This is a genomic window from Flavobacterium sp. 25HG05S-40, from assembly GCF_052654735.1.
The window spans coordinates 905894-923296 of sequence record NZ_CP199750.1 but is presented as its reverse complement, the minus strand read 5'-3'; the positions used below and the strand labels follow the sequence as shown (position 1 = coordinate 923296).

Genomic DNA, 17403 nt, shown 5'->3' with positions numbered 1-17403 from the left:
TTATCTAAAACCAAATATTCCATGATAAATAATTCTTAATAAAGATTAGGATTGCGCCTAATTCCCTATTTTTGGCACAAATTAAAATTCATTGAAAAAGGTACTTTTTTATATCGGATTATTGCTCTTTACATTGGTTGATGCAAATGCACAAAAATCCAGTAAAATTAACGTTGAATACTCCGATTTTGCAGACAGAAATCAGGACGAAATTCCTGATGCATTGCTCTTGCGTGGTAATGTCAGAATTCGCCATGAAGGCGTAGTTTTTACCTGCAAAAAAGCGTATTTCTTTGAAAAAGAAAATTACATCAAAGCTTTTGGAGAAGTCCAAATGGTTCAGGGTGACACGCTCTTCTTAAACAGTAAATACGCCGAATACAATGGTGAAGTTAAAAAAGCCTACGCTACTGGAAATGTAGTCATGCGTTCACCCGAATCAACCTTGGTGACAGACACGATCAACTTTGACCGAAATACTCAAGAGGCGTATTACAACTCCTTCGGAACTATTACCAATAAAGACAACACTTTAAAAAGTAAATCCGGAAAGTATTATGCGAATGAAAAGAAGTTTAAATTCTTAACTGCAGTAACGATTACCAATCCAAAATACACCATAAAATCCAATCATTTGGATTACTACACCAACTCTGGTCACTCCTATTTGTTTGGACCGTCAACTATCACCAGCAAAGAGAATTTTATTTATACGGAAAAAGGATTTTACGATACCAAAAAAAATCTGGCCACGCTGCTTCGAAAATCCTATATCAAATACAAAGATCGGCGCATTGAAGGCGATAGTTTGTTTTATGACCGAAACCGGGAATATGCCTCGGCAACCAATAATGTAAAAATCACGGACTCAATCAACAAAGGTATTATCAAAGGGCATTATGCCGAAATTTTCCGGAATTTGAAAACCGAAAAAGATTCGATGATGATTACCAAAAGAGCTGTAGCCATTACCTTGGTTGAAAACGATTCGATGTACGTTCATGGAAAAAAAATGCTGATTACTGGAAAAACCGGAGAACGCATTGTGCGTGCTTTTAACAATGTTCGTTTTTATAAAACGGATATGAGTGGCAAATGTGATTCCATCCATTCGGATCAGAAAGTGGGTCTGACAAAACTCATAGGCAAACCGATACTTTGGAATTTTGACAACCAAATGACCGGTGATATCATGCACCTCATCGGAAACAATAAAACTGAAAAACTGGATTCACTCAAAGTGCTTAACAATGCTTTTATTATTTCAAAAGATACGATTGGTACAGGATTTAATCAGGTCAAGGGCATCAACTTATATGGAAAATTCAAAGACAATAAACTTAGCGAAGTAGACATTGTTAAGAATACGGAAGTCATTTATTATATGCGAAACGATCAGCAGGAACTGATTGGCATCAACAAAAGTGTCGGAAGCAAAATCAATTTGATTTTAGATAAAAACACCATCGAAACCATAACTGTATATAACAATCCGGACGGTGATATTTATCCCGAAAAGGATCTACCCGAAAATGCTCGGAAACTCCGCGGTTTTATTTGGCGTGGTGAGGAACGAATACAATCGAAAGACGACATTTTTCCGCCCGAAGAAAACGAACTCGATGCTAAAATTCAAGCAGCAAGCAAAACAAATTCAGAAAAAGAAAATGTTCCTATGGAACCAAGTCAGGAAACCTTGAATTATGACAAGCCGAAACCTGCAGTAACTTCCAAAACAAAGAAAAAATAGTTTTTAGTCGCAGTTAGCAGATTTAAAAAAATAACTATTCGCGCATTCGTGGCCAAAAAAATGAAAAACGATTTCCTAAAATACCAAGCACAAACCTCTCCCTATCCACTCGGAATGGAAGTTTCACATGCTGTGGGCTCTTATATTTACGACACCAACAATAAAAAATACCTCGATTTTGTAGCAGGTGTTTCTGCGGCTAGTTTGGGACACCAACATCCAAAGGTTAATCAGGCGATTAAAGACCAATTGGACAAATATTCTCATGTAATGGTTTATGGCGAATATGCGCAACATCCGGCGGTCGCTTATTGTAAATTATTAGTAGACAATCTGCCTCCTAGTCTTAACAAAATATACTTAGTCAATTCGGGTACAGAAGCCTGTGAAGGCGCTTTAAAACTGGTTCGCAGAGTTACCGGAAGAAGCCAATTGATTTCGTGCCATAATGCCTATCACGGCAACACGATGGGTTCCATGAGCGTGATGGGTTTTGAAGAGCGCAAACAAATTTTCCGCCCTTTGATTCCTGATGTCGATTTTATTACGTTCAACAACGAAGACGATATTCAGAAAATAACCACTAAAACTGCGGGGATTATATTGGAAAGTATTCAAGGCGGTGCTGGTTTTATTGAGCCTAAAAACGACTTTTTAGCTAAAGTAAAAAAACGCTGTGAAGAAGTTGGCGCGTTACTGATTTTGGACGAAATCCAACCCGGATTTGGAAGAACCGGAAAACTGTTTGGTTTTGAAAACTACAATGTCATTCCTGACGTAGTTATCATAGGAAAAGGAATGGCTGGTGGTATGCCTGTTGGTGGATTTATCGCCAATGAAAAGCACATGGATTTGCTAAGCCATGACCCCAAATTAGGACACATCACCACATTTGGCGGTCATCCTGTCATTGCGGCAGCATGCTTGGCTACTTTGGAAGAAATCCTAGAAAAAGACTACGCTCAACAATCTTTAGCAAAAGAAACCTTATTTCGGGAACTTTTGGTACATCCTTTGATAGAGGAAATAAGAGGACGTGGACTGATGCTTGCGGCGATGACAAAAGACCCGGAAATTACCAACAAAGTAATTTTCAAATGCCAAGAAAAAGGGTTGATTTTATTTTGGTTGCTTTTTGAAGGCTGCGCTATCAGAATTACACCTCCCTTAACCCTATCTGAAGAGGAAATCAGAGAAGGCTGTGCCATCATCATCGAAGCCATGGATGAGATTATGAAGGAAAATGAGGACTAACGATTTTTGATTTAAGAATTTAAAATACTTTTTTGATCTTAGTTTGTCACTCTAACATCATTCATCCGATTGTTAATTAAATTGTTTACAACAATAATTGCAATGACCCGAAAAAGCACGGCGTTTCCCTAATTTTATTAAGGATAATTTTAACACCTACAGTTATGCACCTAGATCACGACGAAGAAGACTACAACTTATCCTTATCAAAATTCGAATCGATGTTGAAAACGAACAAAGTTTTGTTTTTTGATTCAGAGGAATTCGAGGAAATCATTCTGCATTATCTCGATATGGGAAAAGCTACTTTAGCAAAAAAAGCTTTAAAGTTAGGACTGGAGCAACACCCAAAATCTACTGGTTTGAAGCTAGTTCAAGTAGAAATGCTAGTGTATGACGACAAATTGGAACAAGCCGAAAAATTGCTTAACGAACTTTATGCCATTGAGCCAACCAATGAAGAAATTTTTATCCAAAAAGCCAATATTTATTCTAAAAGAGACAATCACGAAAAAGCGGTTGAGTACTTGAAAGAAGCTCTAAAATATACCGAAGATTTTGCCGATGTCTATAACTTAATTGGTATGGAATATCTTTTTATGGATAATCTGGAACTGGCCAAACAAAGTTTTATCAAATGTCTGGAAGAAGATTTTGAAGATCAATCTGCATTATATAACGTAGTGTATTGCTTTGAATTTTTAGACCAAAATCAAGAAGCTATTGACTATCTAAAAACGTATATTGACCGAAATCCATATAGTGAAATTGCTTGGCATCAATCGGGCAGATTGTATTATGGCCTAAAAGATTATGAAAGTGCTGCAACCAGTTTTCAATTAGCAACCTACATCGATGAAGAGTTTGTGGGAGCGTATATGGAAAGAGGAAAGGCCTTAGAGCGCTTGAAAAATTATGCTGAAGCCATCGAAAGTTATAACATGACTATCGAGTTGGACGATCCAACATCTTACGCTTTACTTCGCATTGGGAAATGTTATGAAAAATTAGGCAATAAAGTAGAAGCCCTTAAATATTTCAACAAAACAGTGCACGAAGATCCGTTATTGGATAAAGGTTGGATTGCGATAACCGATTTTTATGTTCGTCAAAAAAACTACCAAAAAGCATTGTATTATGTAAACAAAGCGTTGGCCATTGACGACCAAAACCGTTTGTATTGGAAGCGTTATGCGACCATCAACAAAGCGATGGATCATTTTGAAGAAGCGGAATTCGGTTACCGAAAAGCGATAGAATTTGGTGATTATCAGCTAGACACTTGGTTATTTTGGGTTGATATTATGCTCATTATGGGCGAATACAATAATGCTATTTTGACGTTGATTCAGGCATCAGAATATTTCCCGGATGATTGCGAAATTGAATACCGTTTGACGGGTTTTCACATGCTTTTAAACGAAGAAGAAAAAGGAAATTTCCATTTAAGCAATGGCTTGCGAATCAATGCAAAACATCAGACCATTCTTCAGGAAATGTTTCCAACCGTTTGGGACAGACCATCGGTACAAGATTATATTTCAAAACATACAAAACCGGAATAAATGTCGAGAAGACAATTTGGCCTAATCGGGAAAAACATTAGTTATTCTTTTTCCAAAAAATACTTTACCGATAAATTTGCTTTAGGAAATTTAGACGACTGTTCTTTTGAGAATTTTGATATTGAAACTATTGAAGAATTCCGTAGCATTATTGCCAACAATCCCGATTTAAAAGGACTGAATATTACCATTCCGTATAAGGAAGCGATACTTCCCTTTTTAAATAAACTTTCTAAGAAAGCTGCTCATATTGGTGCTGTAAATGTCATTAGGTTTACTAAAAAAAGAAAACTAAAAGGATACAATTCTGATTATTTTGGCTTTATGAAATCATTGGAGCCACTACTCCAACCCCATCATAAAAAAGCTTTGATTCTAGGCACAGGTGGCGCAGCAAAAGCTGTTTCTTTCGCTTTGGATCAACTCGGAATCCTTTACACTTTTGTGACCCGTGAAGAAAAAGAAGGTATGATTGATTATGACCTCATTAATGCTACTACGTTCGACAATCATCAGATTATTATCAATTGTACCCCTATTGGCACAGTTCCAAACATCAAAGAATTTCCGCCAATTCCCTATAATTTCTTTACAGAAAAACATATTGCCTTTGATTTGATTTATAATCCTGAGGAAACCCAGTTTCTAAAAAAAGCAAAAAAGAAAGGTGCCGTAACCAAAAACGGACATGAAATGTTAGTGCTTCAAGCCGAAAAAGCTTGGAAAATCTGGAACAAATAATGTTGCTATGAACATCCGACTTTTGGCCATTGGCAAAACCGATAACAAAGAACTACAACAACTCATTGACGATTATACCAAGCGCTTATCGTTTTATATCAAATTTGATATAGAAATTATTCCCGACATCAAAAACGTCAAAAACCTTTCTGAAAGCCAACAAAAAGAAAAGGAAGGCGACTTACTATTGTCCAAAATCACAGCAACAGACCAATTGATTTTGTTGGACGAAAATGGAAGCACTTTTTCTAGTGTGAAATTCGCTGATTATCTTCAAAAGAAAATGAATTCCGGCACCAAGACTTTGGTATTTGTAATTGGCGGGCCTTATGGATTTAGTGAAGCTGTTTATCTAAAAGCGAACGGAAAGATTTCGCTTTCGCTGATGACTTTCTCCCATCAAATGGTACGCTTGTTTTTTATTGAACAACTATACCGCGGATTTACGATTTTGCGAAACGAGCCTTATCATCATCAATAAAAGCTGGATGTTTTATTCAGTAGCAGAAAGTTTAGCAACTAGTCTTATCGACTCAACAGCTTCTTTTACATCATGAACCCTTAAAATAGTGGCTCCTTTTTGCAACGCAATCGTATTCAAAACTGTCGTTCCGTTTAAGGCAAACTCAGCCTGAATATCAAGCGACTTATAAATCATCGATTTTCTGGAAACACCTACAAGTACAGGTAATCTCAAAGTCTGAAACAATTCAAGATTATTTAAAACTTCAAAATTTTGTTCCAATGTTTTGGCAAATCCAAATCCGGGGTCAATAATCAGGTCATTTATTCCTAAACTTCTAGCTTCAACAACTTTTTGAGAAAAATAGAAAAGCATCTCTTTGATGACATTCTCATAGTGTGCCAGACTTTGCATCGTTTGCGGTGTTCCTTTCATGTGCATCATTATATACGGAACCTGAAGTGCTGCAACGGTTGCCATCATTTTTTCATCTAAACTTCCAGCCGAAATATCATTGATCATACAAGCACCATTTTCGACAGCGTTTTGGGCTACTTGAGCACGAAAAGTATCAACTGAAATCAAGGTTGTCGGAAAATGCTTTACCACTAATTTTACGATCGGAAGTAGTCGCTCCATTTCTTCTTGCTCCGAAATAAATTCGGCACTAGGTTTACTAGAATACGCTCCAATATCAATAAATGTGGCCCCTTCTACAAGCATATTCTCCACTTGATTGAGAATTCCTATTTCATCCGAATATTTCCCGCCATCGTAGAACGAATTTGGAGTAACATTCAATATCCCCATAACTTTGGGAGAAGATACATCTATGAGTTTTCCGAGGCAGTTTATAGTCATTGGTTTTTTAAGATAGTTATAAGATTTAGTCCTTTGTACTTCAATCTTTATTCTTTACTTTTGGACAAATTTGATACAAAGATACACTGAAATGAGTAAAACTTCTCAAGAATACGATAAGGTTATCGCAGTTTGCCGCCAACTTTATGCAAATAAAATGACCGACTATGGAAGCGCTTGGAGAATCTTGAGATTGCCTTCATTAACCGATCAAATATTCATTAAAGCACAACGCATCAGAAGCTTACAACAAAACGAAATCCGTAAAGTGGATGAAGACGAAACCGGAGAATTTATCGGCATTATCAATTATGCTATCATGGCGCTGATTCAATTGGACTTAGGAGTGGTAGAGCAACCCGATTTGGATGCCGAAAAAGCAGTCAAATTGTACGATGAAAAAGTGGCGCTCACTAAAAAATTAATGGAAGATAAAAATCATGATTACGGTGAGGCTTGGCGTGAAATGCGTGTTAGTTCCTTAACCGATCTGATTTTGCAAAAGCTACTCCGCGTAAAACAAATTGAAGACAATAAAGGAAAAACACTAGTGTCTGAAGGTATTGATGCTAATTATCAGGACATGATCAACTACTCGGTCTTTGCATTAATCTTAATGAAATTTGGACAGTAAAAAACACACTATGGCTATTTCAAAAAATACTATTTCATGGGGAATTAGATACATCATTTCCTTCTTATTCCTACTCTCTGCTGTGGCGAAATTATATCCATCGCCGTACTTTGCAATCTCTACTTTCGAAGTGAAGCAATTATATCCTATGGGATTTTCAGAGGGATTTGCACCTTATTTTTCCCGAATACTTATCGGAATTGAATTTGCTTTAGGGCTATTAATCCTGCAAAAAAACTTTTTGAGAACTGTTGTCATTCCGGCAACTTTTCTATTATTAGCGGTTTTTACGACACACCTTACTGTTGAGACAATTGCTAATGGTGGTAACTCGGGCAATTGTGGCTGTTTTGGCAGTTTGTTACCGATGACGCCGATCGAAGCTATCATTAAAAATGTAGTCGCCATGGGATTATTGGTTTGGCTTTTTATTATTTTACCAAAATCGAACGAAAGTAAAGGAAACTTCTGGGTTTTAACTACTATGACTTTTGCGGCGATTTTAGCCCTGTTCATGATCGCTCCTATGCAACCGATAGAAAGCAATTTCAGTATATCAGAACCTGAAACAACCAGCATAGATTCTGTAGCTGTTGATACTGTTAAAGTTGATGTAGCTCCCATTATTGCAAAAGATACAATATCAAAAATAGAAGTTAAAAAAGAAGAAATTAAAGTTGAAGTTAACGAACCTGAGAAACACAAATCAGGATACACCCAATATTTCTCGAAAATAGACACCGGTCGTAAAACACTTTGCTTCTTTGTTCCGGGTTGTGATCACTGCAGAGTTGCCGCTAAAGAATTGACCGAACTAAGAAAAACCAATAAAAATTTCCCTGAGATATCGATAATATTTATGAATGAAGAAGCCGATTTGATTCCGGATTTCTTCAAAGAAGCAGGAGCAGAATATCCTTATAAGATAATTGAAGTCATACCATTCTGGAAAGTACTAGGTTCTGGAAAAGATACACCCGGAGTAAAATATCTTTGGAACGGAAATGAATACAAATACTATTGGGGAATAAATGACAATAAATTTGACCCTACGGATTATCAGAAACTGATTAACAAATCCTATGCTGAGCTAAAAAAATAAACTCAGCGCTTTGTGTATCTTTTTACTATATTTAAAGTTTTAAATTTAGATTATGATTAAATATTTGATGTCTAAATCAGTTGCTGAAAGAGGACTAATCGGAATTGTATTTTGCCTAGTGCTATTTTCATTTGGCTACTTTTTTGTATTGAATTATGTATCAACATTAGAAGATCCACCACTTGGAAATACTATTTATATTTTGTTGGGAAGTACTTTTAGCATTATTTCCGTTTTGGGAATTATCTTGATATTAAAATATCTCTACGATTACAAAAAGAAAAAAGAACGCAGAGAACGTAAAAGAAAAAAACACAAGCTATTCTACCTAAAAGAAACCAGAAGAAATAAAAAACCTGAAGTTCCTGATTAATAATTTTATCCCCAATAATTGAATGAAAAGAATATTTTTAAGCCTAATACTTGCCACCATAACTTTTGGTTGTACTAACGCCCAAAAAAAAGAGTTTTCTCAAGAAAGCATGTCACAGAAGTTAATCACTATAGACAACGTTGAAGCATCTTTCGATGGCATTTTGAAAAAGCATAACGGAAAAGTTACTGTAATCGAAATTTGGGCTTCTTGGTGTAGTGATTGCGTCAAGGCAATGCCTAAAGTAAAAGAGATGCAAGCTAACAATCCTAATGTTGATTATGTCTTTATTTCAATGGATAAAACGTTTGACAAATGGCAAGCAGGTATCGAAAAACATGAACTAAAAGGATTCCACTATTGGGCAACTGATGGGATGAAAGGGGAATTTGGTAAATCCATAGATCTAGATTGGATTCCGAGATACATTGTTCTGGACAAAAAAGGGAATATTGTAATTTACAGAGCCATTGAAACCGATTTTGAAAAGATTAACGACCAACTAAAAAAATTACAATAATGAGACAAAAGATTGTAGCCGGCAATTGGAAAATGCACAAAAACGCGGAAGAAACAGAAGATTTATTAAACGAGTTAATCGACAAACTACCAAATGATATTGAAGCTCAAATTATTGTAGCACCAACATTCACCAACTTAGCTTCTGCAGTAGATCATTTAGAATTTACCAATATCGGTGTGGCAGCACAAAACATGAGCCAATTTGAAAGCGGTGCTTATACGGGAGAAATTTCGGCAGATATGCTTAAAAGTATTGGCGTAATTACGGTATTGATTGGACACTCTGAACGTCGCGCCTATTTTAATGAAACTGATTTTATTCTGGCTGAAAAAGTAACCACTGCCCTAAAACACGATATGACTGTTATTTTTTGCTTTGGTGAAGAATTAAAAGACCGCCAAAACAATCAGCATTTTAATGTTGTGGAAAACCAACTGCGCGATGGTTTGTTTCATATTGAAAACAACAATTGGGAACAAATAGTATTAGCTTACGAACCGGTTTGGGCTATTGGAACGGGAGAAACTGCTTCGCCAGATCAAGCACAGGAAATGCATAAATTTATAAGGGAAACGGTTCAGGAAAGATTCGGAAGTACAATTGCTGAGAATGTTTCCATTCTTTACGGCGGTAGTGTTAAGCCGGATAATGCTAAAGAAATCTTCTCAAAACCCGATGTTGATGGTGGTTTAATAGGTGGTGCTGCACTCAAAGCGGCTGACTTTGCTTCGATCGTTAGTGCGATATAAGAAAAATAACATTACGAAAGAAACCTTTCATTAATTTGAAAGGTTTTTTTTATATAATAAATCTAAATAATGCATTTTAACGATTTTTTTTGCATTTAATCGAATAGTTCTCTTATTTTAGCATCACAATAAAAGTCAAAATCAAAATGAAAACAAGATTCGCCCTAATTCTTGTGCTGCTCGCGTCATGGAGTATAAATGCACAAATTGAAACCCAAAAACGATTTCAATCGGATTCGAGAAAATATTATGTTTGGAATAACGAATTCGACAAATATGAATTGAAAGAAACAGAATACGAAAACTCTGTAATTGACATACGTGAAATTGGTTCAAAAACTAATGGTTACATCGCTATTAGTATGATTGATAACGGTCAAGTACGATTGCATCATGGCTCTATTTATGAGTTTACCCAAACCAGTGAAACCGAAGGAACTTGGCTTATCCGTTCCAAGTTCATGAAAGCAAAGTTGGTTTACAATCCAAAAGAAAATACAATTACTTATTTATATGATGCCGAAAACAAACGTTACAGCAAACTGATGATTTTCTCAGTAGCTCCGGATGAAGTTCCGAATGCGAGTTTGAAAGCTTATGTTAAAACTGACGAATAATTTTATAGAAAATAATCGATAGTACAAGCGTTGATTGTTACCTTTGCAGCCGAAATCAGATGATTACACTGTCATACGTAAAAATAGAATCAATGTCAAACCAATATTTAGCATACCATTTTTCGGTTGAACCAAAAGAACTAGGTTCCGAAATCTTAATCGCAGAACTTGGCGAAAAACCCTTTGAAAGTTTCATTGAAACCGAAACAGGCTTTAGCGCTTTTATTCAAAAAGACCTTTGGACTAAAGACATATTAGATGATATTTATTTGCTACTTAATCCTGACTTCACTATTTCCCACACAATCGAAGAGATTGACCAAGTCAATTGGAATCAGGAGTGGGAGAAAAACTTCGAAGCCATCGATGTAGATGGTACTTGTCATGTCCGTGCTCCTTTCCACCCAAAGACCAACGCCGAATTTGATATCATCATCGAACCCAAAATGAGTTTTGGAACGGGTCATCATGAAACGACTCACATGATGATTCAGCATCTTTTGGAAATGGATGTTACTGATTTGAAAACTCTTGACATGGGTTGCGGCACTGCTATATTAGCAATTCTTGCCGAAATGAAAGGTGCTAAACCGATTGATGCCATAGATATAGACAACTGGTGTTATTTGAATTCTATTGAAAATGCAGAACGTAACAACTGCACCGAAATTTCGGTTTATGAAGGCGATGCGGCTTTACTTAAAGGCAAAAAATACGATTTGATTATTGCCAACATCAACCGCAATATTTTGTTAAACGACATGCAGCAATATGTAGCTTGTTTGAACAAAAACGGCATCCTTTTATTGAGTGGATTTTACACAGAAGATATTCCGTTTATAGATGCTTCTTGCACTGAAAAGGGCTTGACCTTTGTTAAAAAATTGGAGAGAAATAATTGGACTTCGCTTAAATATGTAAATTAGCCTACGTAAATTTACAGAGGTAAAACGAAATGAAAATGAGTACTATAGAAAAAATACAGGAAGACGTTTTAGTCGAAGAACAAATCGGAATCAACAATGAAATCGTATTGTATAATGATGATGTGAATACCTTTGATCATGTTATTGATACCTTAATCCGTGTTTGTCAACATACCTCAGAACAAGCGGAACAATGTGCCATTTTAGTTCATTACAAAGGAAAATGTACGGTAAAAACCGGTTCTTTTGATGAATTAAAACCACAATGCACGCAGTTATTGGAAGCAGGTTTGAGTGCGGAAATTGTTTGATTTCAGATTTCAGATTGTTAATTGAAGATTTTTAATTTATACAATCTAAAATCTTCAATTAACAATCATAAATTAAAACTTCCAATCAAATTCATCATTATCATTGATGATAGCTCCAATTTCTACTCGAATTATATCGTTGAATTCCGATTGCAGAATTAACCAATTGCTTTCGTTGAAATGATTTTCAGTAGTATCAAAATCTTCTTTCGTCCAAGATTTAAAAGGCAAATCCGATTTGACTTCTTCAATGTTTTTACCGATAACTTTCTGATTCATAATGGTGACTTCGGGATGGGAACAGATGATATAGCCCAAACGAAAATCTTCATCTTCATAAAAAGTTAAGCTCCATTTTTGCTGATTATACAAGCAGATTACATTTCCGTCTTCGTCCTTATACTGCTTATCTGGTTTGCCATACAATGCTTCTACATCCTGTTGCTTCATACCGAAAAGTAGTTTGTCGATGCCGTTTTTCAAATTGATGACCATAAGAATTATGTATTAGGAGTTGTTGCAAATGTCGCAAAGATTTTTGACAAACTTGAATACCGATTTGCTAATTTTACGATATGCAAAATCTTAACAACTTACAGCAATTTTCAGAGGATTTACCCAACACCGAAAGAATGCCTTTGCTCTTTCTTGGTCATGGCAGTCCGATGAATGCAATTGAAGAAAATCAGTTTGTGACCGGATTTAGAGATGTTGCCAAAACACTACCTAAACCTAAGGCTATTATATGCATTTCCGCCCATTGGTTTACTAAAGGCACTAAAGTCACCGCCATGGAACTGCCGCAAACGATACATGATTTTGGTGGTTTTCCAAAAGCTTTGTATGAAGTAAACTATCCAGCAAAAGGGCAACCGGAATTGGCAGCAACTACCAAGTTATTGTTAGAACCAACTTTGGTGGAACTCGATGAAAAATGGGGCTTGGATCATGGTGCTTGGTCGGTTTTAAGACATTTGTATCCCAATGCGGATATTCCGGTAATTCAATTGAGTATAGATTATACAAAACCTGCACAATATCATTTTGATTTGGCGCAAAAATTAAGCCGATTACGTAAAAAAGGAATCTTGATTATTGGTAGTGGTAACATCGTTCACAATTTGCGATTAGTAGATTTTCAAAATTTTGACAAAGACGATTATGGCTATGATTGGGCCATTGAAGCCCGCAATGTTCTCAATAATTATCTTTTGAAAGGTGATTTTCAGTCGCTAATTGACTACGAGACTAAATCGACTGCCATCCAATTAGCCGTGCCGTCACCAGACCATTTTTTACCGCTGATTTATACGTTAGGCTTGAAACAAAAAGAAGATGAATTATCGTTATTCAATGATAAATTACTGGCCGGAAGTTTGAGCATGACATCCGTAAAGATTGGCTGACGATTGCTTTTTCTATAAAATTTAAGCAAAATCATGTAACTAGTTGATGCTTTATGTCGCCTACTTTTGTTCGAACTAATCAAAACAATTACTTATGAATACAGCTAAACTTATCGGAGCACTATTGATAATAGCTAGCATTTCAGTGGGATATATCGGAATGAACAAAATTGCTGACAACACTAAAGAAGTTAACTTTCTCGGATTAAAAATCAACGCTTCCAATGAATCCGGAAAACAACAAGGCTATTTGTATGTAGGCGCTGCAATCCTGCTTTTTGCTGGTGGATTGTATGCTCTGAAATCTAAAAGTAATGCTTAATAGATAAAAGTACCAAACTCGCTTTCAATAGTGAGTTTTTTGTTTTCAGAAGCCTCTACTCTACCCACAATTTGAGCTTCAACGCCAAATGATTTTGAGATTGCGATGATATCTTGCGCTATTTCTATAGGGACATAAACTTCCATTCGGTGACCACAATTGAACACTTGATACATTTCTTTCCAATCGGTTTTGGACTGTTCCTGAATTAATTTGAAAAGAGGTGGAATCGGAAATAAATTGTCTTTTATGACATGAACATTATCCACAAAATGAAGCACTTTGGTTTGGGCTCCACCTGAGCAATGAACCATTCCGTGAATTTCCTTTGGAGTATATTGTTCTAAAATCTTCTTGATAATGGGCGCATACGTTCGGGTTGGAGAAAGCACTAATTGACCAGCATCAATCGGAGAATTTTCAACGGCGTCAGTCAGCTTTATAGTTCCTGAATACACCAAGTCATTAGGAACAGCACTGTCAAAACTTTCCGGATATTTTTCGGCTAAATAGTGCGCAAAAACATCATGACGCGCCGATGTTAATCCGTTGCTCCCCATACCGCCGTTATAGCTTTTTTCATATTTGGCCTGACCAAATGAAGCCAAACCAACTATTACATCACCGGGTTTGATATTCGCATTGTCAACAACATTACTGCGCTTCATTCGGGCAGTGACCGTCGAATCTACTATAATGGTCCGCACCAAATCGCCCACATCAGCTGTTTCGCCACCTGTGGAATGAATGGTTACACCAAAGGATTTCAATTCGGTTATCAGTTCTTCGGTTCCGTTGATAATAGCAGAAAGCACTTCGCCTGGAATCAGATTTTTGTTTCTTCCAATGGTTGAGGAAAGCATGATATTATCCGTAGCGCCAACACAAAGTAAGTCATCAATATTCATGATTAATGCGTCTTGTGCTATCCCTTTCCAAACCGAAATATCACCGGTTTCTTTCCAATACATATAGGCTAAAGACGATTTTGTTCCGGCGCCGTCTGCGTGCATGATGAGGCAATATGCGTCGTCATTCGTTAAATAATCGGGGACAATTTTGCAAAAGGCTTTTGGAAATAAACCCTTATCGATGTTTTTGATGGCGTTGTGCACATCCTCTTTGGAAGCCGAAACTCCACGAAGATTGTAACGTTGACTGTTATCAGAGCTCATGTGTAGTAGTTAGTTGTGTGCGACAAAGATAATTTGAAAATGTGGCAATTGGAAGATTTGAAGATGATTTAATTTTCAAAACAACTACTTCTCTACAATCAGGATTTCCACACGACGGTTTTCGTTTTCTTCCTGTTCATCTTTTTCGGGAATAGGATGCAACGGTCTAGTGGTTCCGAATCCTTTAAAAGACATTCGTTTTCTATCGATTTTATTCCGTAGTAAATAATTGTAAACCGTTCTTGCTCTTGACGTAGATAGATTGAGCAAATCCCCTTTGGTCTGACAGCAAATATGCCCTTGAATTTGAATTTTGAGCTTTGGATTTTCCTCCATGGCACAGCGTAAATCATAAAGCGTAGCTTCTGATTTTGGAACCGTACGCGCCGAATTATTGATAAAATAGATATTGGGCAAAGCAATAGTTTCGCCTACTTTAGACTCTTTGATTTTTTGAGTCAAGGTACTTACAATGGGTATTGCTTGAGGTTCCAAGTAGAAAATAGTGACTTTGCGGTTTTCTGCCTGAATTTTGGACTGTTTGAAATCTTTTCCGTAAGCGACTTTTTCTAAGCTCTCACTGAATTTCAATCCGCTTGTTTGCAATAAAACCTGAACGTTATCGATACGTCTTTCGGCTAATTTTTTGTTGTAGTTTTTGGTATCGATGCTGTCGCAATAGCCTAATAATTTAGTGATTTCAGCATTTTTATTGTTGGCAATCCATTCATTAATTTCCAAAATAGAAGCTTGATTTGGAAAATCTTTATTGAAATCGAAAAAAACGTCCAGCTGCTTTTGTCCCAACGATTTGAAGGACATTAGAATTAACAGTATGGAAATTTGTAGTTTCATCGTTTTCCAACAATTAAAATTTCTACTCTTCGATTGGCAGCACGTTCTTTTTCATTTCGTTCGGGCACTTTATATATTGGATTATTACTGCCAAATCCTTTAAAACCCAATCTATTTACCTGAATGCCTCTGTTGGTTAAATACTTCAGAATTACTAATGCTCTTCGGTAAGACAACTTCGTATCCATTGGATTGGGATTGCAGCAAATATGTCCGTGTATTTGAATTGTCAGCGTGGGATTATCCAACATAATCTGTAACAATTCATCTAAAAGTGGTTCGGATTGTTCCATAACTTTTTCAGAATTGAAATAAAAACTGATGTTATGAATTCTAATCAAATCGCCCACTTTGGCTTTTACAAATTTGGCTTTTAACGTTGATTTTTCCTCTTCAACAAGAGATGCTAACGATGAAAGTTCAAAATCTTTATCCGAATTGATGTTATTTGTTTCGGTTTCCTTTGCATTAGTTTGATTTGGGACATTGATTTCGTTGTAATAGATCTCAACTTTCCTATTCTCGCTCTGATTTTTGGAGTATTTGAAATCTTTTCCAAACGATTTTAGCTCGACATTATCATCTACCTTAAAATTTTCTTTTTTAAAATAGGCCAACATAGTGTTCACTCTGCGTAGCGCTAACTCCTTGTTGTATTTGCTGTCGTCAACACTATCACAATAGCCATAGATTTTAGTTACTGCTACATTCTTATTTTCGGCCATCCATTGATCGACTTTACTTTGGGAAGATGCATTGGGAACATCAGTATTGAAATCAAAAAATACCTCCAGCTTTTTTTGACCCAAACTAGCAATCGAAAACAATAAAATACAAGCCAGATATAACTTTTGCATTCTTAATTTTCAACAATTAATATTTCCACTCTACGATTCGCAGCACGTTCTTTCTCGTCTTTTTCCGGAATTGGATAAATAGGCGCTGTAGTTCCAAAACCCTTGTAGGACAATCGGCCTCGATTCACGTCTCTTGCAATTAAAAAATTGAAGACCGCTTTGGCACGCTGTGTAGATAGATCTGTTCTGTCATAAGGCATACAACATACGTGACCTTGTATTTCTATTTTCAATTTCGGATTACTCTCGAGTACCAAAAGCAATTCGAATAATTTCACTCTGGATTCGGCTACTACGGCAAACGTATTAATTATGAAGTTTAGGTTTTCAATCTTAAGTTTTTCTCCAGCTTTAGCTTTTTCTATTTGTTTCATAAAAACCCTGTCCAATTTAAACTCAGATATGGTTCCGTTAGGATTTTCAAAAACCACTTTTTCAGGATATTCAATTTCTGGCTTTGGTTCTTCTATAACCACTTCCTTTTTGATGCCGAGTATTTCATCTTCACGAGCTATATCTTTTTCCAAAATATAGAATATTGTTGCCTTTCTATTTTTAGCCTTATCACTCAGCTGTTGAAAGTTTTCTCCAAAACTTAGCGTTTTAAAATCCTCTCTGATTTTAATTTGACCTTTAACCGAATTAAAAACACTATTCACTCTTTTTTGCGCTAAGGTATCATTGAAAACATTGGTACCATCTTCGTCTGTATATCCATGAATGGCAACTATTTTATTGTTTTTATTTTCAGAAATCCAAGCGTTAAGTCGGGCACTTTCTTTGGCATTCAATTCAAATTTATTACTGTCAAAATAGACTGCAAACTGTTGTTGTGCAAAACTATTACAGAGTGTAAAGAAAAAAGCGATAAGGAATAAGTAGGATTTCATAAAATAAAATATATCGAAAGTTACGCAAA

The 17403-nt window shown here is 36.2% G+C and carries 21 protein-coding genes; 15 read left to right on the top strand and 6 right to left on the bottom strand.

What is annotated here, in order from left to right; all coding sequences use genetic code 11:
* The first annotated feature begins 91 nt into the window (after positions 1-91).
* The 5 genes from ACULEU_RS03990 to rlmH all read left to right on the top strand — a co-directional run bounded on the left by ACULEU_RS03990 (position 92) and on the right by rlmH (position 5791).
* Entirely contained in the window at positions 92-1750 is a 1659-nt protein-coding gene (locus ACULEU_RS03990; protein ID WP_445454164.1) for an OstA-like protein, read from the top strand.
* A 60-nt stretch (positions 1751-1810) separates the two neighbouring features.
* Positions 1811-3004 (top strand): aspartate aminotransferase family protein, encoded by a 1194-nt coding sequence (locus tag ACULEU_RS03985; protein ID WP_445454163.1) that lies wholly within the window; start codon positions 1811-1813, stop codon positions 3002-3004.
* A gap of 164 nt (positions 3005-3168) precedes the next feature.
* Positions 3169-4569: a tetratricopeptide repeat protein gene (locus tag ACULEU_RS03980; RefSeq protein WP_445454162.1), complete on the top strand. Its 1401-nt coding sequence runs from the start codon at positions 3169-3171 to the stop codon at positions 4567-4569.
* Complete coding sequence (locus tag ACULEU_RS03975) at positions 4570-5310, top strand: shikimate dehydrogenase family protein (RefSeq protein WP_445454161.1); 741 nt, start codon at positions 4570-4572, stop codon at positions 5308-5310.
* A gap of 7 nt (positions 5311-5317) precedes the next feature.
* Complete coding sequence (rlmH, locus tag ACULEU_RS03970) at positions 5318-5791, top strand: 23S rRNA (pseudouridine(1915)-N(3))-methyltransferase RlmH (RefSeq protein ID WP_445454160.1); 474 nt, start codon at positions 5318-5320, stop codon at positions 5789-5791.
* Between the two features lie 12 nt (positions 5792-5803).
* Here the strand turns inward: rlmH and folP are convergent, their stop codons facing one another.
* Positions 5804-6634 (bottom strand): dihydropteroate synthase, encoded by an 831-nt coding sequence (gene folP, locus ACULEU_RS03965; protein WP_445454159.1) that lies wholly within the window; start codon positions 6632-6634, stop codon positions 5804-5806.
* A 91-nt stretch (positions 6635-6725) separates the two neighbouring features.
* Between folP and ACULEU_RS03960 the strand changes: the two genes are divergently transcribed.
* The 8 genes from ACULEU_RS03960 to ACULEU_RS03925 all read left to right on the top strand — a co-directional run bounded on the left by ACULEU_RS03960 (position 6726) and on the right by ACULEU_RS03925 (position 11869).
* Positions 6726-7268 carry a DUF1599 domain-containing protein gene (locus ACULEU_RS03960; RefSeq protein WP_445454158.1) on the top strand — a complete coding sequence of 181 codons (543 nt, stop codon included), beginning with the start codon at positions 6726-6728 and terminating at the stop codon, positions 7266-7268.
* Positions 7269-7278: 10 nt separating this feature from the next.
* Positions 7279-8370: a MauE/DoxX family redox-associated membrane protein gene (locus tag ACULEU_RS03955; RefSeq protein WP_445454157.1), complete on the top strand. Its 1092-nt coding sequence runs from the start codon at positions 7279-7281 to the stop codon at positions 8368-8370.
* Between the two features lie 52 nt (positions 8371-8422).
* A complete protein-coding gene (locus tag ACULEU_RS03950) occupies positions 8423-8743 on the top strand; it encodes a hypothetical protein (RefSeq protein ID WP_445454156.1) in 321 nt (106 codons plus the stop codon).
* 22 nt (positions 8744-8765) lie between these two features.
* Positions 8766-9263: a TlpA family protein disulfide reductase gene (locus ACULEU_RS03945; RefSeq protein WP_445454155.1), complete on the top strand. Its 498-nt coding sequence runs from the start codon at positions 8766-8768 to the stop codon at positions 9261-9263.
* A complete protein-coding gene (tpiA, locus tag ACULEU_RS03940) occupies positions 9263-10015 on the top strand; it encodes a triose-phosphate isomerase (RefSeq protein ID WP_445454154.1) in 753 nt (250 codons plus the stop codon). The genes ACULEU_RS03945 and tpiA overlap by 1 nt, the downstream gene beginning before the upstream one ends.
* Positions 10016-10161: 146 nt before the next feature.
* Positions 10162-10632 (top strand): hypothetical protein, encoded by a 471-nt coding sequence (locus ACULEU_RS03935; protein WP_445454153.1) that lies wholly within the window; start codon positions 10162-10164, stop codon positions 10630-10632.
* A 92-nt stretch (positions 10633-10724) separates the two neighbouring features.
* Positions 10725-11558, top strand: coding sequence for a 50S ribosomal protein L11 methyltransferase (prmA, locus tag ACULEU_RS03930; protein ID WP_445454152.1), 834 nt, complete (start codon positions 10725-10727; stop codon positions 11556-11558).
* 35 nt (positions 11559-11593) lie between these two features.
* Positions 11594-11869, top strand: a complete 276-nt coding sequence (locus ACULEU_RS03925) for an ATP-dependent Clp protease adaptor ClpS (RefSeq protein ID WP_445454151.1) — start codon at positions 11594-11596, stop codon at positions 11867-11869.
* Between the two features lie 72 nt (positions 11870-11941).
* On the opposite strand, the gene ACULEU_RS03920 is transcribed toward ACULEU_RS03925, so the two are convergent.
* Positions 11942-12364, bottom strand: coding sequence for a hypothetical protein (locus ACULEU_RS03920; protein ID WP_445454150.1), 423 nt, complete (start codon positions 12362-12364; stop codon positions 11942-11944).
* 80 nt (positions 12365-12444) lie between these two features.
* Here ACULEU_RS03920 and ygiD point away from each other — a divergent pair, with 80 nt between their 5' ends.
* Together ygiD and ACULEU_RS03910 are read left to right on the top strand one after the other, a co-directional pair.
* Positions 12445-13275: a 4,5-DOPA-extradiol-dioxygenase gene (ygiD, locus tag ACULEU_RS03915; RefSeq protein ID WP_445454149.1), complete on the top strand. Its 831-nt coding sequence runs from the start codon at positions 12445-12447 to the stop codon at positions 13273-13275.
* A gap of 94 nt (positions 13276-13369) precedes the next feature.
* Positions 13370-13597: a hypothetical protein gene (locus ACULEU_RS03910; RefSeq protein WP_445454148.1), complete on the top strand. Its 228-nt coding sequence runs from the start codon at positions 13370-13372 to the stop codon at positions 13595-13597.
* Here the strand turns inward: ACULEU_RS03910 and ACULEU_RS03905 are convergent.
* The 4 genes from ACULEU_RS03905 to ACULEU_RS03890 form a co-directional block, all read right to left on the bottom strand.
* Positions 13594-14772 (bottom strand): AIR synthase related protein, encoded by a 1179-nt coding sequence (locus tag ACULEU_RS03905; protein ID WP_445454147.1) that lies wholly within the window; start codon positions 14770-14772, stop codon positions 13594-13596. The genes ACULEU_RS03910 and ACULEU_RS03905 overlap by 4 nt on opposite strands.
* An 84-nt stretch (positions 14773-14856) precedes the next feature.
* On the bottom strand, positions 14857-15627 hold the full coding sequence (locus tag ACULEU_RS03900; RefSeq protein WP_445454146.1) for an OmpA family protein: 771 nt from the start codon (positions 15625-15627) through the stop codon (positions 14857-14859).
* Positions 15624-16484 (bottom strand): OmpA family protein, encoded by an 861-nt coding sequence (locus ACULEU_RS03895; RefSeq protein WP_445454145.1) that lies wholly within the window; start codon positions 16482-16484, stop codon positions 15624-15626. The genes ACULEU_RS03900 and ACULEU_RS03895 overlap by 4 nt, the downstream gene beginning before the upstream one ends.
* 2 nt (positions 16485-16486) lie before the next feature.
* Positions 16487-17374 (bottom strand): OmpA family protein, encoded by an 888-nt coding sequence (locus ACULEU_RS03890; protein WP_445454144.1) that lies wholly within the window; start codon positions 17372-17374, stop codon positions 16487-16489.
* Positions 17375-17403: the final 29 nt, after the last annotated feature.